Origin of the sequence: Cryobacterium aureum (genome assembly GCF_002954245.1) — a bacterium.
Taxonomy (GTDB): Bacteria; Actinomycetota; Actinomycetes; order Actinomycetales; family Microbacteriaceae; genus Cryobacterium; species Cryobacterium aureum.
Genome location: NZ_PPTG01000009.1, coordinates 418908 through 437037 on the forward strand (window position 1 = coordinate 418908; position 18130 = coordinate 437037).

Consider the following 18130-nt stretch of genomic DNA (forward strand, 5'->3'; position numbering starts at 1 on the left):
GGCTGCAAATGAGCGTATGCGACGTGCCGGTAATCGCCGACGTGTGCAACACCGTCGGCGAGGGCGCCGTCGCACTCGTCGCGGCACCGTTCGATTGGCTCGCGAGCACGATGGGATCCGCCGCCGCCTGGCTCTTTGAGTCGGTGTGGGCCGTGTTTGATTCGACGACGCTCATCGACCTGACCGACCCGGGCTACATCGCAGTCTTCAACGTGCTCTTCGGCGTCGCCATCTTCGTCACCCTGATCTTGTTCTGCCTACAGCTTCTGACCGGCCTCGTGCACCGCGACCCCACGGCACTCTCCCGCGCCGCGATCGGCGTCGCCAAATCGGTGCTCGGATCCTTCGTCATCATCACCATCACCGGCCTGCTCCTCGAAATCACCGACCAGCTCACGATCGGGGTCGTCGAAGCCAGCGGCAACACGATGAAGGGCATGGGCGACCGCATCGCCCTGCTCGGCGGCGGCCTGACCGCCATCACCTTCGCCTCCCCCGGGGTTGGTGCAATCGTGACAATCTTCCTGTCCTCGCTCGCGATCACCGCCGCGGCCATCGTCTGGTTCTCCCTCCTCATCCGCAAGGCACTGCTGCTGGTGGCAATCGTCTTCGGACCGATCGCCCTCGCCGGCGCGACCTGGGATGCCGCCAAAGGCTGGTTCTCGAAATGGGTCGCATTCGTGATGGCGCTCATCCTCTCGAAACTCGTGCTCGTCGTGATCTTCCTGGTGGCAGTCGCGCAGATCTCCGCTCCGATAGATGCGGACCTGGCCTCGATCAGCGATCCAATCGCCGGCATCGTCTTGATGTTCATCGCCGCCTTCGCCCCGTACATCACCTATAAGTTCCTCAACTTTGTGGGGGTCGATATGTACCACGCGATGTCCAGCGAGCAGGAGGCGAAGTCGGCGCTGAACCGGCCGGTCCCGGTTCCGAAGGCACCGATGATGGACAACGCGAAGAAGGTCCTGGAGCCCAAGGGGGATGGTGCGAACGGGAAGGCACCGCAAGGCGGCCCAGCACCGACGCCGTCCTCAACCGGCGGAGGCCCTGGGCCCACGTCGTCGGGCGGCGGATCGGGTGCTTCCGGCGCCGCCAGCAAGGGCGCATCGGCCAAGGCTGGCACGGCCGGCGCCAGTGCCGCAGCAGGGGCAGCCACCGCGGGAGTCTCCGTCGCCGCAGCCGTCATCAAGGGCGCAGCCCAGGCCGGCCCGAAGATCGGCCACACAGTCGGTCAAACAGCGGATGCCCACACCACCGGCAGCGGAGCCGCACCGAGCACATCTCCGTCGGCATCCCCGCCGACGCGACCATCGGCATCCGCTTCACCGCCAGCTCCCGCAGCCGGACAACCAGGAAAGGGCCAGTAGCCATGGTCACCGACACGAACCGCTCCGACTACCGACTTGCACCCGTGCAGTTCTCGAGATTGACGAAGCGTGGGATCATGCTCGGTCTGTCGCTGCCGCAACTGATCGCCCTGTCGATCGGAACGCTCACCATCGTCGCCGCCCTCTACACGGCCGGCGCCTCCGGCATCGCCTGGACGAGCCCGCTGTGGGGTACTGCGGCGGTGATCGCCGGCATCCCGATCGGTGGCCGAAAGATCGTCGAGTGGATGCCGGTCGTCACCCGCTGGCTGTGGCGGTCAGGCCATGAGCAGCTCACCTACCGGCGCCGCATCATCCGCCCGCGCCCGGTCGGAACCCTATCGCTGCCGGGCGACGCGGCCGCGCTACGCGAGTGGAACGACCCCGAATCGGGCGCGGTCATGATCCACGACCCACACGCCCAAACCCTCACCGCGGTCCTGGCGGTGTCGCACCCGGCCTTCGCGCTGCTCGACCCAGACGAACAGCACCGACGCGTAGTCGGGTGGGGGCGCGTACTGGCCGGCGCCTGCCGGTCGGGACGCATCGCGCGGCTGCAAGTGTCGGAACGCACACTACCCGAGTCCGGAACCGGACTGTCCGAATGGTGGGAACGGCACGGCACCAACGACGACAGCTGGGCCGCAAATACCTATCGCGATCTCATCGAGCGCGCCGGGCCTGCCGGTGAACGCCATGCGACCACGATCGCGCTGTCCCTTGATCTCCGCGCCGCCTCCCGGCAGGTGCGCACGCAGGGCGGCGGGATGCGCGGCTCGGCGACCGTGCTCCGCCAGGAAATGACCGCCCTGACCGGGGCGCTTCGCGCAGCGGACCTCACCGTGGGTGGCTGGCTCACCGCCGACGAGCTCGCGGTGATCCTACGCACGGCGTACGATCCCGTCGTTGGCGACGACCTGGAGCGGCATCCTTTGGTTGGGCGCTCACTGGCCACGGCCGGACCGGTCGCCGTGGCCGAAAGCTGGGATCATCTCCGCACCGACAGTGCCTTTCATGCAGTGCTGTGGATCAGCGAATGGCCCCGGTCGCAGGTGTTCCCTGGCTTTCTGTCACCGCTGGTCTTCACCAACGGCATCCTGCGCACGGTGTCTCTGCATTACCTGCCCGTGCGCGCCGACCAGGCCGCGCGCGACCTGCGCAAGAAGAAGACCGAACTGATCAGCGACGCCCACCAACGCACCCGAATCGGCCAAATAGAGGATGCCGGCGCCACCGCCGAGTACGACGACCTCCTGCACCAGGAAGCCGACCTCACCGCCGGCCACGGCGTGCTGCGTACCACCGGACTCGTGTGTGTGACCGCAGGCACTGTTGATGAGCTCGATGCCGCGGTGGCGTCAATCGAGCAGGCCGCGATCCAGGCTTCGTGCGAGACGCGCCGGCTCGTGGGGCAGCAGGCGCAGGCGTTCACTGCGGCGGCGCTGCCGTTGTGTCGGAGCGTGTGAGACGTTCAATGCTCAGGTTTTGTCTGTTAGCGTCTCGACGTCGCGAAGTTCTCTCATCTGCGAACAAACAGCGCGAACGCCCGGTCGGTCGACATCTTCAGCTGGCTCTCAGAAACTGGGCGCTGAACCGACCAGGTGTTCAGCTGCCACCCGATTGCGGTAATTCCTTCGAGCGCAGACTCCCAGTCCACATGACGTTGAGCCATCCGAAAGGGTTCATCGGCCGACTCGAAAATCTGCTCCACGCCCTTACCCGCAAAGTCAATAAAACTTGGTGCGTAGAAGGACTTCCCCTCATCCCAAGCCTGCTGAGCATCCATCGAGATCTTCTTGGTGGCGCTGCTGATCTTCTTCTTCTTTATGGCGTTCCTCCGCGGTCGACTTGTCAGCTTGGCGGCTGCCTGTGACTCCGAGCAGGGAAAGTCCCGCCCAACTGTCAACATCTTCGCAGACGCACGTCTCCAGCAACTTGGTTCTAGTGGACCCGCTGCCTCGACACCTGCGCGACATTCCAGGTAGGCGCCGCTGGTGTGATCCCCCGTGCGGCATCGTGTGGTTGGTGCGCTCCTGTCTTGCAAAGCGATGGGAGCCAACATGTTCGACAAGGCAAGAGGCCGCGATTACCGATGGATCGGCGTCGTCTTCCTGCAAGGACTGCAAGCCGACGAGGTCATCGGCCTGATCGACCGGAGCGGAGCATCCGCTGCGTTCGATTACCTGCAACTACGGGACTTCGGCGCTCCGACGACCGATGCAGCCCTCGAGAATGGGTACGTCTACGACCACATCCCGGCCGGCCGCACCGACCACATCATTGAGCATGACGGCTCTCCGTACGCGCTGACCTACAGCAGGACGTACCGGTACGTTTCGCTGTTGCGGTGGCATCCGCTTGAATCTGAAGCGGGACCTGCACGGCCGGCTCCCCGTCGGGACGACGACATCTGGGCCGCCCCGCGCTCAACTCGCTTGGCCGAGCGCACGGTCACGCTGTGAAAGACACCGCCGTCACCGAGCGGATGCACACGGCCGCGTTGGTCGAGCCGCGCGGCGAGCTGCGCAGCGACCGTCGAGCCCGCCGGCGAGAGGCCGCGAAAATCGAAGCGGATGCCCAGAAGGCCAAGACCGTCGCCGCCCGCACCCGCTGGCACGCCGAGCGGGACGAAGCACGATCAGGCGCGTACCTGCCCAAAGGTGGCGAAGCTGGCCCCGCGCAACTGCGAACGCACGGCCTGCTCCGGCTGCCCAAACACCAAGACACCACGGCAACGCTGTCCGGCCACTACCCCTTTCTCGCCGAGGCCGGACTCGGCTCGGCCGGCGTCTTCGTCGGGCAGGACCTCTACTCGGGCGGATCCTTCGTCTACGACCCCTGGGTGCTTTATCAACAGGGAATGATCACCGCTCCCAACATCGTGTTGGCCGGCATCGTCGGCTCGGGCAAGTCGTCGTTGGCGAAGTCGCTCTACACCCGCTCACTCCCTTTCGGTCGCCGCGTCTACGTTCCGGGCGATCCGAAGGGCGAGCACACCGCCGTAGCCGAGGCCGTCGGTGGCAAGGCCATCATCCTCGGGCACGGTCTCCGAAACCGGCTCAACCCCCTCGACGAAGGCCATCGGGCAGCATCCGTTTCGGATGCTGAGTGGTCGGCGCAGCTGGCCGCCCGGCGTCGCGATCTGATTGGTGCCCTCGCTGAAACCGTGCTCGATCGGGCCCTCAGTCCACTTGAGCACACGGCGATCGACCTTGCCCTGGCCGATGCCGTGCGCAGCGCCGAGGTGCCTATCCTGCCGATGGTGGTGGATCGCATCCTCTCCCCCAACCCCGAGGACGACGAAGGCCGCCTCGCGGACGACGGCCGCCTTGTCGGGCACGCGCTGCGCCGGCTGGTGGCCGGCGACCTCGCCGGACTGTTCGACGGACCCTCCACCGTGCGCTTCGACCCCTCGCTTCCGATGGTCTCGCTCGACCTGTCGCGAGTGGCGGAGAACTCGACCCTCATCTCGGTGCTGATGACGTGCTCGTCGGCCTGGATGGAGTCCGCCCTCGCCGATCCGGACGGCGGCCAGCGCTGGGTCATCTACGACGAGGCGTGGCGGCTCATGGCATATCCGGCGCTGCTGCGCCGAATGGATGCCCAGTGGCGGCTCGCCCGCCACTTCGGCATCGCCAACATGCTCATCTTCCACAAACTCAGCGACCTCGACAACGTCGGCGACTCCGGATCCGCCATGCGCGCGCTCGCGTCATCGCTGCTGGCCAACGCCGAGACGCGAATCGTCTACCGGCAGGAACCGGACCAGCTCGGCTCCACGGCGAGCGCACTCGGGCTGAGCCGAACCGAGCAGAAACTGCTGCCCGCGCTTGGCACCGGTCAGGGGTTGTGGCGGGTGAAGGATCGCAGTTTCGTCGTGCAGCATCAGCTGCATCCTGATGAGCTCGCGGCCTTTGATACGACAGCACGGATGACCTCAGATTCCCGTAAGTTCACGTTTTCTGAAACCGCATAGGCCAGGAACCCACGGGTTCACACTCTGGGCAATAACTGCGCACCTTGTATTTGATTGAGGAGGCCTGGCCATGGATGAAGAACGTGAAGCACGCATGACCCTTGCCGCGCTGTCGGAGCCCGGCGACACCATCACGGGAACACTTGTCGCCCGGCTCAGTGCCGCGGAGACCGTGCATCTCATCACCTCGGGCGATCGACTGCCCAACGGCATCGACCCGGCCGAGGGAGAACTCTGGCTGCGACGGCTGGCCCCGCGCATCAACCCAGGCCAGATCGACCGGATCTTGTCCGACATGGAACGCCACGACCTGCGCCTGCTCACTCCCGAGGACCTCGACTGGCCCGGCGAATTGCAGCAGCTCGGCACGAGCGCGCCGATCGCCCTCTGGCTCAAGGGCGACCCGAGCCAACTTTCCACGCCACTCCCCGGCCGCGTCACCATCGTCGGCGCCCGCGCGTCGACGGCGTATGGGAGCCAAGTGGCGACGGAGCTGGCCTCAGAACTCGCCTCGCAGGGCCGCACGATTGTGTCCGGCGGCGCCTACGGCATCGACGGATCAGCACACCGAGCAGCCACCGTCTCCTTCCCCGGCTCGACGATCGCCGTGCTCGCCACGGGCCTCGACCGGCTCTACCCGACCGGCCACGAGCAACTCTTCGAACGCATCGAACAAAGCGGCGGCCTGCTCGTCAGCGAACTCCCGCCCGGTTCCGCACCGACGCGGTGGCGTTTCCTCCAACGCAACCGGATGCTCGCAGCCCTCTCCGGCGCGACCGTCGTGGTCGAGGCAGGCCATCGATCCGGCTCCCTCAACGTCGCCGGGCAGGCCCACGCGCTGGGCCGGCCGGTCGGTGCAGTCCCCGGACCGGTGACGAGCCCGGCGAGCGCCGGCTGCCACCGACTGATCCAGGAGGGTCTTGCGAACCTGATCATCGACGCACAGGACGTGACCGACCTATTGGACTCCACCGCCGGCTTCTCCGGCGATCGCACATTCGCTTACTCCCCCACGCGACGGTTCAGTCGCACCGGCCCGGACCTGAAATTCTAAGCGGATGTCCACCCCGCGACCGCAGACCGCTCTCGGCGACGAGCTGTCCAACCTTGGAATCGGACTCCTGATCGGTGGGGCAGCGTTGGCCCTCCTACTGCGCGCCGCCGGTGTTGTTGCGGCCTGGGCGACGGGCATTGCGCAACCGGCTGGCGGTCCAGCGACCGGGCTCGCGGTTTTTCTCAACCCGGGTAGCCCAGCGGCAGCACTGAAGGCGCCGGGATTGAACGCATTCGCGTATTGGCTGACGGCGATTCTGCTGGTGGGGCTGGCATCTGCTTTGGCAATTGGGTTGTGGCGCGTGTTTCGAGGTGCGGGGCTCACGGCGAAGATCGATCCGCACCGCATCGCCGGCATCGCAACCCGGGCCGAGGTATCTCGTGCCGCGTCGCATTCGGCCATCATGAAGCGCGCCGCGCATCTTCGACCGTCGCTCGCAAAGGCAAGCCCCAGCGATGTCGGGTATCGAATCGGGCGATCCCGCAATACCGCAGTCTGGGCGAGCGTCGAAGACTCGATCCTCGTCATCGGCCCGCCGCGCTCCGGCAAAGGGGCGCACATCGTGATCAACGCAATCCTCGATGCCCCCGGCCCGGTCGTGACAACTTCGACGCGTCCCGACAACCTCACCACGACGCTGCGCGCCCGGCAACGGATGGGCCCGGTCGCGGTCTTTGATCCGCAGCAGCTGGCGGCGGGCGTACCGGTGGGACTGCGATGGTCGCCGATCCGCGGCTGCGAAGACCCGCTAACCGCGATGATCCGCGCGGCCGGACTCGCCGCCGGAACCGGACTGGCCGCGGGCGGCGTCGACGGCGGCGGATTCTGGGAAGCCAAGACCCGCACGGCACTGCAATCAATGCTCCACGCCGCAGCGCTCGACCACTGCTCGCCTGCTGACCTCTTCCGGTGGACCCTTGACCCGGCTGCCGCACACGACGCCGTATCCATCCTGCTGAGTACCCCCGCGGCGGCCACCGGCTGGGGCGACTCGCTCCGGGCCACGCTCGAAGCCGACCCGCGCACGCGCGACTCCATCTGGCAGGGAGTGTCCCTGTCGCTGGGAGCCTTGGCTGACCCTCGAGTATTGGATGCCGTCTCGCCGCCGGAGGGTGAGGAGTTCGACCCCGAAGGGTTCTTGCGCAGCAACGGCACCCTGTATTTGCTCGCCACCGGTGCCGGGTCGAACAACTCGGCCGCACTCGTTTCGGCGTTCGTCGAGGACCTCGTCGAGACCGCGCGCCGCATCGCCGCCCGAAGCGCCGGTGCAAGGCTCGACCCGCCCCTGCTGCTTGCGCTCGATGAGATCGGCAACCTCGCGCCACTCCCCTCCCTCCCAACACTGATGGCGGAGGGTGGTGGCACGGGCATCACCACGATGCCGGTGCTGCAGTCACTCGCGCAGGCGCGCACGAAGTGGAGCGACAACGCGGCCGGCACTATCTGGGACTCGTCCATCGTCAAGATCGTGCTCGGCGGAGGATCCAACTCGCGTGACCTGCACGATCTCTCCACCCTCATCGGTGACCGCGACGAATCAACCGACTCGACGACCATTGGCGATCGCGGGTCGCGATCATCGCAACGTTCTATCCGCCGCGTACCGATCATGCCGCCCGACACCATCCGCACCCTCCCGTTTGGCACCGGCCTGATCATGCTCCGCGCGGCCCCGCCGATCATCGCGAGCTTGCAGATGTGGACGGCCCGCTCGGATGCCAAGGAGCTGCGCGGCAATCGCAAGGAAATCGAAGGTTTGATGCGGTTACCGACGCGGGGCCTGCCAGAATCGGACCCTGCTAAGCATCCGGACTGACGATCTAAGTCGAGGTCGCTAGGCTGCGCCCTCGCAAGCAGATGCTGTCAGCGGCGGTGACCTGATGCATCCTCTCGAGCCCTCTGACAATTGAAAATATTCACCGATCCGGCAGGCTAGCGGCATGGAGTGTTCTGCGCACCTCCTAGTGAGCGCGGACCACGATGGTCTGTCCCAATTACAGGAGGTTAAGTCCCATGGCATTTCACATCCAGCAATCACTGTCCGGTTTCATCGCTTCCGACCCGCAGCAGTCGGTCACCGAGAACGGCGACGCCCGCTTCTACGTGCGCATCGGCCAGCCGCACTTCCGTCACGAATACAGCGGCAGCTTTACCGCGCTCGAGCCGACGTTCCACGACCTCGTCGCCTACCGCGCCACCGCCGAACGGGCTCTCAACCGACTTGCCAAAGGTGACAGCTTTATCGCCGAAGGGTATGTGCACACCTTCCAGGTCGAGCGCGACGGCGAAGTCATTCAACGCGAAGAGTTCGTTGCCAAGAAGATCGGCCATGATCTCGCTCGCACCAACTATCAGGTCGACCGTACCCATCTCGACTCTTCGGACACCGCGCGGGATACCGAAGTAAAACACGAAGCGGAAGCGGCACACACCGGCTCGGGGCGGTGAACCACGGATGGCCGAGTCCTTAGCGGAGTGGGCATCCGGCGATCACGACGACGCCTTTCGAGAAAGCTCGTTGGACGATCTCGACGGGCCGCTTACGCCGGAGCCACCACATCCGATCAACTGGAACCGGCTCAGCGCCGACGACGCTGAGGCCGAATGGATCGAACTCAACCGGTGGGTGAACTGGCTGCGGCGCACCTACGGGCTGTCGGCATCCGTCGTGCCACCATTCTGGCACCGGCACCCCGAACTCGTCTGGGAACTCTCCGCCCTGCACCTGCACTGGCTCGGCGCCTACGACCCCGACCAGCACGGCTCCGCCCCGCTCGGCTGGCATCGCGACTTTGCGGATGCCCGCCAGCGGCTCCGCGACTGGGTGGCAGTTTCGGGTACGCGGCTGGAACGCGACCGGCCTACTCGGCAGACCGCTTGGCCGGGAGAACCGCCGGCCGGCACGGTCGAAGACGTGGTCATCGGCGACCGCGACGAGGACTTCGTGCAGTTCGTTGTCGACGACGTCGCAAGACGGCGTGAGGCCGAGGCCACGATTTGCGCTCGCCCTGATCTTTTCTGTGTCGACGACGGTTGAAAATTGAGCCAAAAACGACGGTGAAAATTGAGCCACCGGATCACGATTGATGGCATCCGACAACGCCCGAAGTAACACAGCGCCCCTTTGCCCGGGTGACTCAGAGTCTTAGCGCACGGACGCGAAGCCTCCGTCAACCGGCAGGAGCTGTCCGGTGATGAAATGGGACGCATCGCTGGCGAGAAACACCAGCACCGGAGCAAGGTCCGTGTCGGCGTTGCCAAATTTTCCACCCAACGGGATTGACTGTCGGATCTGCTCGTCATAGGCTGCGAGCTCGTCCGAATTCAACGAGCTACGGTATTTGTCGAACATGGGCGTATTGACGTACGGCAGGACGGCATTGACGCGGATGCCGTCGGGTCCCCATTCCCTCGCGACGGTGCGAGTCCATGTGTGCACGGCGGCCTTTGACGAACCATAGGTGGCATTGGTCAACTCCCCGGTAAAGCCCGACATCGAACCGAAGTTCACGATCGCACCAGTTGCGGCCGGCTTCATCGCCCGGTATGCGGCCTGGTTGGTGAGCATGGTGCCCAAGACGTTGACACGGTAAATCGTGTCCCAGAGCTTGGGAGTGATGTCCACGGCGGCGGCACTGCGCTGCAGCCCGGCAACGTGCACGAGTACGTCGAGCCGCCGAGATCTGCCACCGCTTCCTCGAAGGCGGCATCGACATCCCCCTTGTCTGAGATGTCAGCGGCCCGGAAGGTGACGCTGCCGGGGCCGGTCGCGGTGGCCGCGGCGGCAACGCGGATGCCCGCTTCGGCGTTCAAATCGAACGAGTGCACTTGCGCACCCTCGCGCGCAATGGCACGCACAATCGCCTCACCGATGCCCTGGGCGCCACCGGTCACAATGATTCTCTTGTTCTCGAGCTTCATGAGTCTTCTTCCTTTGAGGTTGCGGTGGAGCGGGTCAGCGGACGCTAACGAGGCCGCCGTCAACGGGCAGCATCTGGCCGGTGATGAAGTGGGAATCGTCGCTGGCGAGAAAGACCATGACCGGGGCGAGATCCTTGGTCGCGTCGCCAAATTTACCGGTCAATGGAATCTGCACTGCCGTTTCGGCGTCGTGGGCGGCGAGGGCTTCCGTGGTCATCGCATCGCGGAAGGCCTGGTACATCGGGGTCACCATGTAGGGCATGACCGAATTGACGCGAACGCCCGCCGGTCCCCACTCGCGTGCGACGCTGCGTGTCCAAGTGTGGATGGCGCCCTTGGTCGCCCCATAGACGGCGTTGTTGGGTTCTGCGGTCAGGCCGGCCTCGGAGCCGAAGTTCACGATGGCGCCGCCACCGGCGGGCTTCATCATGCGATAGGCCGCGCCATTGGTGTACATGGTGCCGAAGACGTTAATACGAAAGATGAGCTCGAGAAATGCGGTGTCAACATCGTGGGCGTCCTGGAAACGCTGGATACCAGCGACGTTCACGAGCACGTCGAGACCGCCCATGTCGGCCGCTGCGGCGTCGAAGGCTGCGTCAACGGATGCCCGATCACTGATGTCGAGGCGGGCAAAGGTGACTCGTCCCGGACCCGCGGCGGTGGCAGTCGCGGCGACTGCCTGGCCGGCCTCCTCGTTGAGGTCGAAGCTGGTGACGATCGCACCAGCCGCAGCGTAAGCGGCCACGGTCGCACCGCCGATTCCCTGGGCTCCGCCGGTCACGATGATGCGTTTGTTGGTGAGTTTCATGGTCCTTGCTCTCCATTGATGGAACCGCCCCGCTCGAAACCGAGCATGGACTGAGGCGCTTCAGCCGCCCGCTTCCAATTATGGCACCTAGTACCGGAACTAGGCTGAGTGCCGGCATGGCAGAGTTGGGGACATGCACGACACGAGAGATATCAAGCGGCGTTTACCCGGTCGGCCGGCAGTGTTATCGCGTTCCGCCATCGAAAATCACGCCGTCCAGCTGTTTCATGAACACGGGTTTGCCGAGACGACGATTGAGATGATTTCAGCGGCGAGCGGGGTCAGCCGTACCAGCTTTTTTCGCTACTACTCCTCGAAATCCGAGATCATCTGGTCCGCTTTCGATGAGCACACGGCACGCCTTCGGCGGCGTTTTGAATCCTCGCACGCTGACCTTCGGCCGGTAATGGACGTCGTCAGGCACCACGTCGTGGACAACCTGCGGGATTCCGTCGACGTTGAGGGACTGTGGACGCGCCGGTTCCAGATTCTGGACTCCTCCCCCGAACTACGTTCCGAGGTCTCAGCGCATTGGATCAGCTGGGGCGCGGCGGTTGCCGAGTACGTTGCCCAATCGACCGGGCGAGACGTGGGCGATGTGCTGCCGCAGAGTATCGGTGGAGCCGTGCAGGGCGCCTTCCTGACAGTGTTAAGGCGCTGGCTGACGCACGCGAATCCGACGATCGATCTCATGTCCGAGCTCGACGACGACCTCATGCCCCTCTGTCGAGTCATGCAGTCCTGGATTGACGAATAGAGAATCCTGGAGGTATTCGCACCATGAGCGCCGTTTGTTTAGGTTGCAGACCATCAGCAAAGGAGTGCTGATGCTCTGCAACCTGCCTGACGCACGATCTAGCGACAGTATCGTGCGGGGGTGCCCCAGAACACTGTCGAAAATCGAGCGGTCAGGAGTTCAGGCCGCGACTACCTTGCTTTCTATAGTCGCGGGAGCTGTACCACCGATTGTCGCCGTCACTTGCGCCGCTGCATGCATCAACCGGTCGAGGTAACGCTTTACGTCATCGCCGCTCAGCAGGCGAGGAAGCTGGTAAACGCTGAGAAGCAACACGACGTCGCCCGCCTCGTCGAACACCGGCGCACTGATGACACGCACGTGGTACTGCTGGTTTCCCTCGAGTTCGGCCGGCTCGTATCCGTCGAGAACCAAGCTCCCGGCCGCGGCCATCAATTCATCCGTTTGCTCCCTAGTCGCATTGCGGAGGGGCAGGGCCGCCACAGCGCGCTCGAACCGCACCTGTTCGTCGCTCCTGAGCACTAGGGACCAGCCTCGAGAACGCACCCGGTCCACGGCGTTTCGCACCAGGGTGCTATCGATACCTGGCCCGGCAGAGGCCACCCAAGTATCAATGGCCGCATCATCCTTCCACGCGATGAGCGGCAGGGCCAGAGGCGGAGCGAACGGCATCCGCTGGCCGAGGCGAATGTGCGGAGCCGTACCCAGACTGTTCGCAACACTGCTTCCGATCAGGACAAGCTGGTCCCCGATCACAATTGATGCGCAGATTTCGGCGTTGAGCTCGTTGGCCGCAGCACCCATTTCTGTGCGCGCCTGGTCAACAATTCGCAGCGGATGAAATAGATCGGCCTCGGCGGGAGCGGTCAGCGACGTCGACGCGAATCGGCCATATCCACCCTGGAAGAAGATCAGGGGCGAGTGCAGAACATGCACGTCCAGTGCCAGCACCTTGCCGATCACCACGTCATGGTCACCGGCATCGATCACCGAGTCGATCTCACACTCGATCCAACCAATGCTGTCCGCAATGCGTGGTGTCATCGCAGGCGACATCGACCAGTCAATCGAGGTGAATTTCTCGTCCTGTTTACGAGCCAACTGTCTACAGACGCCCTCCTGGGCGGCGCTCAGAATATTGACGCAAAAGCGTCCCGATTCGCGGATCACGGGAAAGGTCGATGAACGCTTATCGGGCAGAAAGGCCACCAAAGGCGGGTCCAACGACACCGACGTGAAGGATCCCACGGTCATCCCGACGGGATGCCCGTCGCTATTCAGTGAAGTCACCGCCACCACCCCCGTTGGAAAGTGGCCGAGCACGGTTCTGAAATGCCGCGCGTCCATTGGCTGGTCTGTAATTGCAGATGTCACCGTGATCACCTCTTCGTGCTCATCGTGGTGGCAATATCGCCACACTCGTCAGCGTAAGTTCTCTCGCCCAACCTGTCAACGTTCTCGTTGAAAATCAGCAAGGGTGACGCAGGGAGGAGTCGTACTGAAGTCATGTCAATCAATCCTCCAGGGGCTTGAGGTGCTCGTGCTGATGCTGACTTCTCTTCAGCGCGATGAGTCCGACCAAACTGATGGCGGCCACAAAGATTGTGTAGAAGGATGCCGCGAGCGGATTCTGGGTGACCAGCAGGATGTAGGTGATGATGTACGGCGCTGAGCCGCCGAAGATTGCCACCGCCACCGCATAGACCACGGCAACGCCTGTCGCACGATCTCGCGTGGGAAAACGCTCCGACAGAAAGGCCGGCATGGGGCCGCCGATGATGCCGATGAGCAGGCCGGCCACGAACAGACTGAACAGACCACCGACGAACCCGAGCCCAATGAGCAGATACAGGGGGTATGAGAGCACCAGCGTGGCCACTGTGCCGAAGAGCAGCACTGGGGCGCGACCAACCCGGTCCGACAGAGCACCGAAAATGGGCATGGAGCAGGCGCCAACTAGGCCGGTGACCAGTGACAACCCATAGGCCTCCACGAACGACATCCCATAACCCGAGGAGAGAAATGTGGGCATGCCCACCTGGAAAGTATTCCCCAGTGCGTTGTAGACCACGAGCACGGCAACGGTGATCATGAGATACGAGGGGGTGTAGCGGATGCGAGACGGCGCCAGCGCGGTCGTTTCACCAGCCGCACGCCGGGCCAGAACCTCTTTGAAGTGGGGGGTCTCGTCGACCTTGAGGCGGATGATCAGGGCGGAGATGCCCATCGGTGCGGCCAGCAGAAACCCGATGCGCCAGCCCCAGTCGGCCAGATCCTCCGCGGACAGCGTGACTGCCAGAAACGTCGCCACGCCGCCACCGAGAACGTAGCCGATGGACGTACCGAAGAAGCTCCAGGACCCATACAGTCCGCGTTTTCCCTCGGGGGCGTTCTCGATCATGAGCGACACGGCTCCACCCATTTCGCCTCCGCCCGACAGGCCCTGGGCGATCCGGCAGAGCACGAGGATTACCGTTGCCCACATGCCAATTTCCGAAACTGTGGGAAGCAGGCCGATGGCCGTGGTGGCAATGGACATGATGAGGATAATGGCGACCAGGACCGGGCGGCGGCCGCGCGAGTCGGTCAGCCGACCGAAGATGACCGCACCGATCGGGCGCAGGAAGAAGGCTAGCGCGAAGACCATGAAGGTCAAGAGGATGCTTGCCGTGGGATCGGCACTCGGAAAGAAGAGTGGAGCGATGATCGGGGCCATAAAGCCGTAGATCGCGTACTCGTACCACTCGATCACGTTGCCGAGGGATCCAGCGATCAATGCTCTGCGAGACGCCTTGAGGTCAATGACCCGTACTGTCGGCGACAGCACTGCAGATTCTTGTGCCATGGAGCACTCTCTCTCGATCGTGAGACGGAAGCGTGGCCATGGGAGGCGACGTCATCGTCGGGTGGCTGTCGGCGGGGAGAAGCCCTCACCTTCGCTCTAGGGTTGCACGAAGAACGGATGTCGTCAACGCTTGTGTAGAAAATGGGAAAATTCAAAGCACCCCTCGTCCGTGAAATTAGTCAACGTTGCAGTTGACGACCCGACTGATCGAACCTAGACTTCACAGCAACACGACTCGTAGGCGACACGGCACGAGAAAAAACAGTCTCCGGAGGGCGCACTCAATGACGATTTCTTCCTCGATAATTCGACTCCCGCACACGGACTCTCGCGAGCCTGCCAGAACTTGGACCGTCGAAGGCAGGGTCATCCACGGCGATGAGCGTGGACGCACCCTCGGCTTTCCCACGGCCAATCTGGCCCTTGATCAGCTCGGCCTCGCGGATGGCGTCTGGGCCGGTGTGGCGACCTGGACCGACTCTGACGGGGTGTTGGAAAGCCACCCTGCCGCCATCTCGATCGGTCGCAGACCCACGTATTACGGTGGTGCGGGCATCCGTTTACTCGAGGCTTTCCTGCTGGACTTCACCGGGAACCTCTATGAGAGGCATCTAATCGTCTCCCTCCGGCAGCGCATCCGCCCGCAACGACGGTTCGCGAATTCAGAGGAACTCGTGCAGCAGCTGCGCGACGATGTCGCCGCGACCCGTGCCTGGGCAGGAAACAGCTACCAACCCGGCGACGTGCGCCGCGGGCGGTTCGGGCCGACCAGCCGCAAGAACCCAAGTCCGGCCTCCTACGCACACGTGCAGGAACGCCGACGAATGAATCGCGAGAACCGGGTTCGCGATGCGGTCGCCGTATTGGCGCCGGATGAGGTGACGCACGACCGGATAGCGGAGCTGTCCGGCATCCCACTGAACTATTTGATGTGGGCCTACTCGGACTGCCAGGCCTTGCTCGCGGTCGGATCCGACTCGGAGGCGCCCAGCTGATCTGACGATCTCCCAGCCCGTCTGGCTAAGAGCGAGCGTGTATCTTTGAAGAACTCAATCAAAGGACGCACTGTGTCAAGTTCGACCCCACTCACGATCGATCCGATTGCGGAGGCGCGTCGCCAGTGGGCGGAGCACGGGTGGGCAGACGCCGCAGACGGCATGGCAGCACTGACCTCGATCATGCGCGTTCAGCAACTCATGCTCGCTCGCGTCGAGGCCACGCTCAAAGCCTACCGACTGTCATTCGCGCGGTACGAGATGCTGGCCCTTCTGAGCTTCACCCGCGACGGAGCGCTGCCGATGGCCAGCGCAAGTGCGCGACTGCAGGTTCACCCCACGAGTGTGACCAACACGGTCGACCGGCTGGAACGCGACGGTCTGGTGTGTCGCACAGCGCATCCGACGGATGGCCGGGCCACCCTGATCGTGCTGCAAGACGCCGGCCGCAAGCTGGTTGCCGAGACGACCGCCCGCCTCAACGGTGAGGTCTTCACCGAGCTGGGTCTGGAGCAGGACGACATGACGAATCTCATCCGCATCCTCGCCCGCTTTCGACGGAGCGCGGGCGACTTCCTGGACCCGCAGGTACAACCCGAACCGTTGTAAGGCACCGCGCCACCGCGCGGTGCCGCGCGCACCTTGAAGGGCCGTGCGACACCACGCACAGGGTTAGCTGTGGCTGAAAACGGGCTCCCGCTTCTCGACGAACGCTGCCATGCCCTCGGTCTGATCGCTCAGTCCAAACGTGGCGTGGATCGCCCGCCGCTCGAAGCGCACCCCCTCGGCAAGCGTTGACTCGAAGGCGACATTCACCGATTCCTTTGCGGCGTACGCGACGGGGAGTGACTTGCCAGCGATCAGAGTCGCGGTGGCGATGGCGTCGTCGAGCAGGTCTGCGGCTGGAACGATGCGAGCGACCAGCCCGGCGCGCTCGGCCTCCTCGGCGCCCATGATGCGCCCGGTCAGAATCAGCTCCATGGCCTTGGCCTTACCGATCGCCCGGGTGAGGCGCTGCGTTCCGCCCATACCGGGAATGACTCCGAGGTTGATCTCGGGCTGGCCGAATTTCGCCGTATCGCTCGCCAGGATGAAGTCGCACATCATGGCGAGCTCGCAGCCACCGCCGAGGGCGTACCCTGACACCGCAGCGATCGTGGGCGTGCGCACAGAGGTGAAGCCGTCCCAGCCGGCAAACATGTTGCCAACGTAGGCGTCCTGGTAGCTCTTGCTCGACATTTCAGTGATGTCAGCGCCGGCCGCGAAGGCGCGTTCAGAACCCGTGAGCACGATGGCTCCGATGTCCATGTCGGCATCGAATGCCTTGGCCACCTGCACCACCTCGTGCATGAGGGCCTCGTTGAGCGCATTGAGCGCCTTCGGGCGGTTGAGCGTGATGATGCCGACGCGTCCGCGTCGCTCCACCAGGATGTTGTCGTACTCGGTCATGATGCGTCCTTTGCGTCGCTACGTGGTTTGGTATCGCTGTGCAGGCGGATGTCCTTGATGATCGCCGAAAAGTCCTGTCCTCCACCGTTCTCATCGGCGAAACGGCGGTAGATCTCGGCCGCGATCGGGCCGAGTTCGGCCGCGACACCGGTCGATTCGAGCGCGTCCAGGGCCAGCCCGAGGTCTTTGGCCATCAGCGCCCCGGCGAACCCGGGCTGGTAGTCACGGTTTGCCGGGCTGGCGGGCACCGGGCCGGGAACGGGGCAGTTGGTGGTCAGCGCCCAACACTGACCGGATGCCGTCGACGCGACGTCGAAGAGGGCTTGGTGGGTCAGGCCCAGCTTCTCCCCGAGCACGAAGGCCTCGCTGACGGCGATCATCGAGACACCCAGGATCATGTTGTTGCAGATCTTGGCGGCCTGGCCGGCGCTCGGCGCCCCACAGTGCACGATGCGGGCACCCATTGCGGCGAGAACGGGCTCAGCGAGGGCGAAATCCGCCTCCAGCGCGCCCACCATGAACGCGAGGGTACCGGCGGTCGCGCCGACGACACCGCCCGAGACTGGAGCATCGATGTTTCGATGACCGGCTTCGACAGCCATATCGTGGGCGACCTTGGCGTCGTCGACGGCAATCGTCGACGAGTCGATGAAGAGGGTGCCCGGCTTGGCGATCGTCAGAAAGCCAGGGTTCTCTGCGCTGCCCCGGTAGGCGTCGATCACGTGGCGCCCGGCCGGGAACATGGTGATGACAATATCCGCGCCGGTCACGGCCTCTGCCGCGGTCTCGGCCACGGTCAGCCCGCTCGCCCGCGCTGCGTCGACGGCGGCCGGGCTGAGGTCAAATCCCGTCACGGTGTAACCCGCCGTGACGAGGTTGAGTGCCATCGGGGAGCCCATGTGCCCGAGGCCGAGAAATGCAATGGAGGTGTTCATCGTCGTCCTTTTCTTCG

General features: G+C 64.3%; 17 protein-coding genes and 2 pseudogenes. 12 read left to right on the top strand and 7 right to left on the bottom strand.

Annotated elements, in window-relative coordinates; genetic code table 11:
• Window positions 1-8: 8 nt before the first annotated feature.
• Together CJ028_RS04915 and CJ028_RS04920 are read left to right on the top strand one after the other, a co-directional pair.
• A complete protein-coding gene (locus tag CJ028_RS04915; protein ID WP_105034139.1) occupies window positions 9-1370 on the top strand; it encodes a TrbL/VirB6 family protein in 1362 nt (453 codons plus the stop codon).
• 2 nt (window positions 1371-1372) lie between these two features.
• A complete protein-coding gene (locus CJ028_RS04920; protein WP_105034140.1) occupies window positions 1373-2836 on the top strand; it encodes an SCO6880 family protein in 1464 nt (487 codons plus the stop codon).
• A 53-nt stretch (window positions 2837-2889) separates the two neighbouring features.
• Here CJ028_RS04920 and CJ028_RS04925 read toward each other — a convergent pair whose 3' ends face one another.
• Window positions 2890-3156: a hypothetical protein gene (locus tag CJ028_RS04925; protein WP_129590385.1), complete on the bottom strand. Its 267-nt coding sequence runs from the start codon at window positions 3154-3156 to the stop codon at window positions 2890-2892.
• 274 nt (window positions 3157-3430) lie between these two features.
• On the opposite strand from CJ028_RS04925, the gene CJ028_RS04930 reads away from it, so the two are divergent.
• The 6 genes from CJ028_RS04930 (at window position 3431) to CJ028_RS04955 (ending at window position 9437) form a co-directional block, all read left to right on the top strand.
• Entirely contained in the window at window positions 3431-3832 is a 402-nt protein-coding gene (locus CJ028_RS04930; RefSeq protein ID WP_129590386.1) for a hypothetical protein, read from the top strand.
• Between the two features lie 23 nt (window positions 3833-3855).
• On the top strand, window positions 3856-5346 hold the full coding sequence (locus CJ028_RS04935; protein WP_105034143.1) for a putative type IV secretion/conjugal transfer ATPase: 1491 nt from the start codon (window positions 3856-3858) through the stop codon (window positions 5344-5346).
• Between the two features lie 70 nt (window positions 5347-5416).
• Entirely contained in the window at window positions 5417-6400 is a 984-nt protein-coding gene (dprA, locus tag CJ028_RS04940; protein ID WP_105034144.1) for a DNA-processing protein DprA, read from the top strand.
• Between the two features lie 4 nt (window positions 6401-6404).
• Window positions 6405-8216, top strand: coding sequence for a type IV secretory system conjugative DNA transfer family protein (locus CJ028_RS04945; RefSeq protein ID WP_105034145.1), 1812 nt, complete (start codon window positions 6405-6407; stop codon window positions 8214-8216).
• A 197-nt stretch (window positions 8217-8413) separates the two neighbouring features.
• Window positions 8414-8848, top strand: a complete 435-nt coding sequence (locus CJ028_RS04950; protein ID WP_105034146.1) for a single-stranded DNA-binding protein — start codon at window positions 8414-8416, stop codon at window positions 8846-8848.
• A 7-nt stretch (window positions 8849-8855) separates the two neighbouring features.
• A complete protein-coding gene (locus CJ028_RS04955) occupies window positions 8856-9437 on the top strand; it encodes a hypothetical protein (RefSeq protein WP_105034147.1) in 582 nt (193 codons plus the stop codon).
• Between the two features lie 111 nt (window positions 9438-9548).
• Here CJ028_RS04955 and CJ028_RS21145 read toward each other — a convergent pair.
• Window positions 9549-10270 (bottom strand): annotated as a pseudogene (locus CJ028_RS21145) (SDR family oxidoreductase); the annotation flags it as partial.
• 85 nt (window positions 10271-10355) lie between these two features.
• Window positions 10356-11132: an SDR family NAD(P)-dependent oxidoreductase gene (locus CJ028_RS04965; protein ID WP_105034148.1), complete on the bottom strand. Its 777-nt coding sequence runs from the start codon at window positions 11130-11132 to the stop codon at window positions 10356-10358.
• Window positions 11133-11265: 133 nt separating this feature from the next.
• Between CJ028_RS04965 and CJ028_RS21885 the strand changes: the two are divergent.
• Together CJ028_RS21885 and CJ028_RS21320 are read left to right on the top strand one after the other, a co-directional pair.
• A pseudogene (locus tag CJ028_RS21885) lies at window positions 11266-11448 on the top strand (TetR/AcrR family transcriptional regulator); the annotation flags it as partial.
• A 90-nt stretch (window positions 11449-11538) separates the two neighbouring features.
• A complete protein-coding gene (locus CJ028_RS21320) occupies window positions 11539-11889 on the top strand; it encodes an acyl-CoA-like ligand-binding transcription factor (RefSeq protein ID WP_240607091.1) in 351 nt (116 codons plus the stop codon).
• 159 nt (window positions 11890-12048) lie between these two features.
• On the opposite strand, the gene CJ028_RS04975 is transcribed toward CJ028_RS21320, so the two are convergent.
• The gene (locus CJ028_RS04975) at window positions 12049-13272 is read right to left on the bottom strand and encodes a flavin reductase (RefSeq protein ID WP_240607092.1); all 1224 of its coding nucleotides are present in this window, start codon (window positions 13270-13272) and stop codon (window positions 12049-12051) included.
• A 130-nt stretch (window positions 13273-13402) separates the two neighbouring features.
• Complete coding sequence (locus CJ028_RS04980) at window positions 13403-14734, bottom strand: MFS transporter (RefSeq protein WP_105034151.1); 1332 nt, start codon at window positions 14732-14734, stop codon at window positions 13403-13405.
• 284 nt (window positions 14735-15018) lie between these two features.
• Here CJ028_RS04980 and CJ028_RS04985 point away from each other — a divergent pair, with 284 nt between their 5' ends.
• Both CJ028_RS04985 and CJ028_RS04990 read left to right on the top strand, forming a co-directional pair.
• A complete protein-coding gene (locus tag CJ028_RS04985; protein ID WP_105034152.1) occupies window positions 15019-15729 on the top strand; it encodes a riboflavin kinase in 711 nt (236 codons plus the stop codon).
• A 72-nt stretch (window positions 15730-15801) separates the two neighbouring features.
• Entirely contained in the window at window positions 15802-16338 is a 537-nt protein-coding gene (locus CJ028_RS04990) for a MarR family winged helix-turn-helix transcriptional regulator (protein WP_240607093.1), read from the top strand.
• A 63-nt stretch (window positions 16339-16401) separates the two neighbouring features.
• Here CJ028_RS04990 and CJ028_RS04995 read toward each other — a convergent pair whose 3' ends face one another.
• Both CJ028_RS04995 and mmsB read right to left on the bottom strand, forming a co-directional pair.
• Window positions 16402-17178 (bottom strand): enoyl-CoA hydratase, encoded by a 777-nt coding sequence (locus CJ028_RS04995; RefSeq protein WP_105034153.1) that lies wholly within the window; start codon window positions 17176-17178, stop codon window positions 16402-16404.
• Entirely contained in the window at window positions 17175-18113 is a 939-nt protein-coding gene (mmsB, locus tag CJ028_RS05000) for a 3-hydroxyisobutyrate dehydrogenase (RefSeq protein WP_105034154.1), read from the bottom strand. Before mmsB ends, CJ028_RS04995 begins: the two co-directional genes overlap by 4 nt.
• Window positions 18114-18130: the final 17 nt, after the last annotated feature.

What these genes read in the sequence shown, in the direction of transcription:
- dprA (WP_105034144.1), top strand. Translation starts at nt 5,417, where the DNA reads ATGGATGAAGAACGTGAAGCACGCATGACCCTTGCCGCGCTGTCGGAG.
- CJ028_RS21320 (WP_240607091.1), top strand. Translation starts at nt 11,539, where the DNA reads ATGGACGTCGTCAGGCACCACGTCGTGGACAACCTGCGGGATTCCGTC.
- CJ028_RS04945 (WP_105034145.1), top strand. Translation starts at nt 6,405, where the DNA reads ATGTCCACCCCGCGACCGCAGACCGCTCTCGGCGACGAGCTGTCCAAC.
- CJ028_RS04950 (WP_105034146.1), top strand. Translation starts at nt 8,414, where the DNA reads ATGGCATTTCACATCCAGCAATCACTGTCCGGTTTCATCGCTTCCGAC.
- CJ028_RS04925 (WP_129590385.1), bottom strand. Translation starts at nt 3,156, where the DNA reads ATGGATGCTCAGCAGGCTTGGGATGAGGGGAAGTCCTTCTACGCACCA.
- CJ028_RS04965 (WP_105034148.1), bottom strand. Translation starts at nt 11,132, where the DNA reads ATGAAACTCACCAACAAACGCATCATCGTGACCGGCGGAGCCCAGGGA.
- mmsB (WP_105034154.1), bottom strand. Translation starts at nt 18,113, where the DNA reads ATGAACACCTCCATTGCATTTCTCGGCCTCGGGCACATGGGCTCCCCG.
- CJ028_RS04915 (WP_105034139.1), top strand. Translation starts at nt 9, where the DNA reads ATGAGCGTATGCGACGTGCCGGTAATCGCCGACGTGTGCAACACCGTC.
- CJ028_RS04985 (WP_105034152.1), top strand. Translation starts at nt 15,019, where the DNA reads ATGACGATTTCTTCCTCGATAATTCGACTCCCGCACACGGACTCTCGC.
- CJ028_RS04995 (WP_105034153.1), bottom strand. Translation starts at nt 17,178, where the DNA reads ATGACCGAGTACGACAACATCCTGGTGGAGCGACGCGGACGCGTCGGC.
- CJ028_RS04980 (WP_105034151.1), bottom strand. Translation starts at nt 14,734, where the DNA reads ATGGCACAAGAATCTGCAGTGCTGTCGCCGACAGTACGGGTCATTGAC.
- CJ028_RS04920 (WP_105034140.1), top strand. Translation starts at nt 1,373, where the DNA reads ATGGTCACCGACACGAACCGCTCCGACTACCGACTTGCACCCGTGCAG.
- CJ028_RS04930 (WP_129590386.1), top strand. Translation starts at nt 3,431, where the DNA reads ATGTTCGACAAGGCAAGAGGCCGCGATTACCGATGGATCGGCGTCGTC.
- CJ028_RS04955 (WP_105034147.1), top strand. Translation starts at nt 8,856, where the DNA reads ATGGCCGAGTCCTTAGCGGAGTGGGCATCCGGCGATCACGACGACGCC.
- CJ028_RS04935 (WP_105034143.1), top strand. Translation starts at nt 3,856, where the DNA reads ATGCACACGGCCGCGTTGGTCGAGCCGCGCGGCGAGCTGCGCAGCGAC.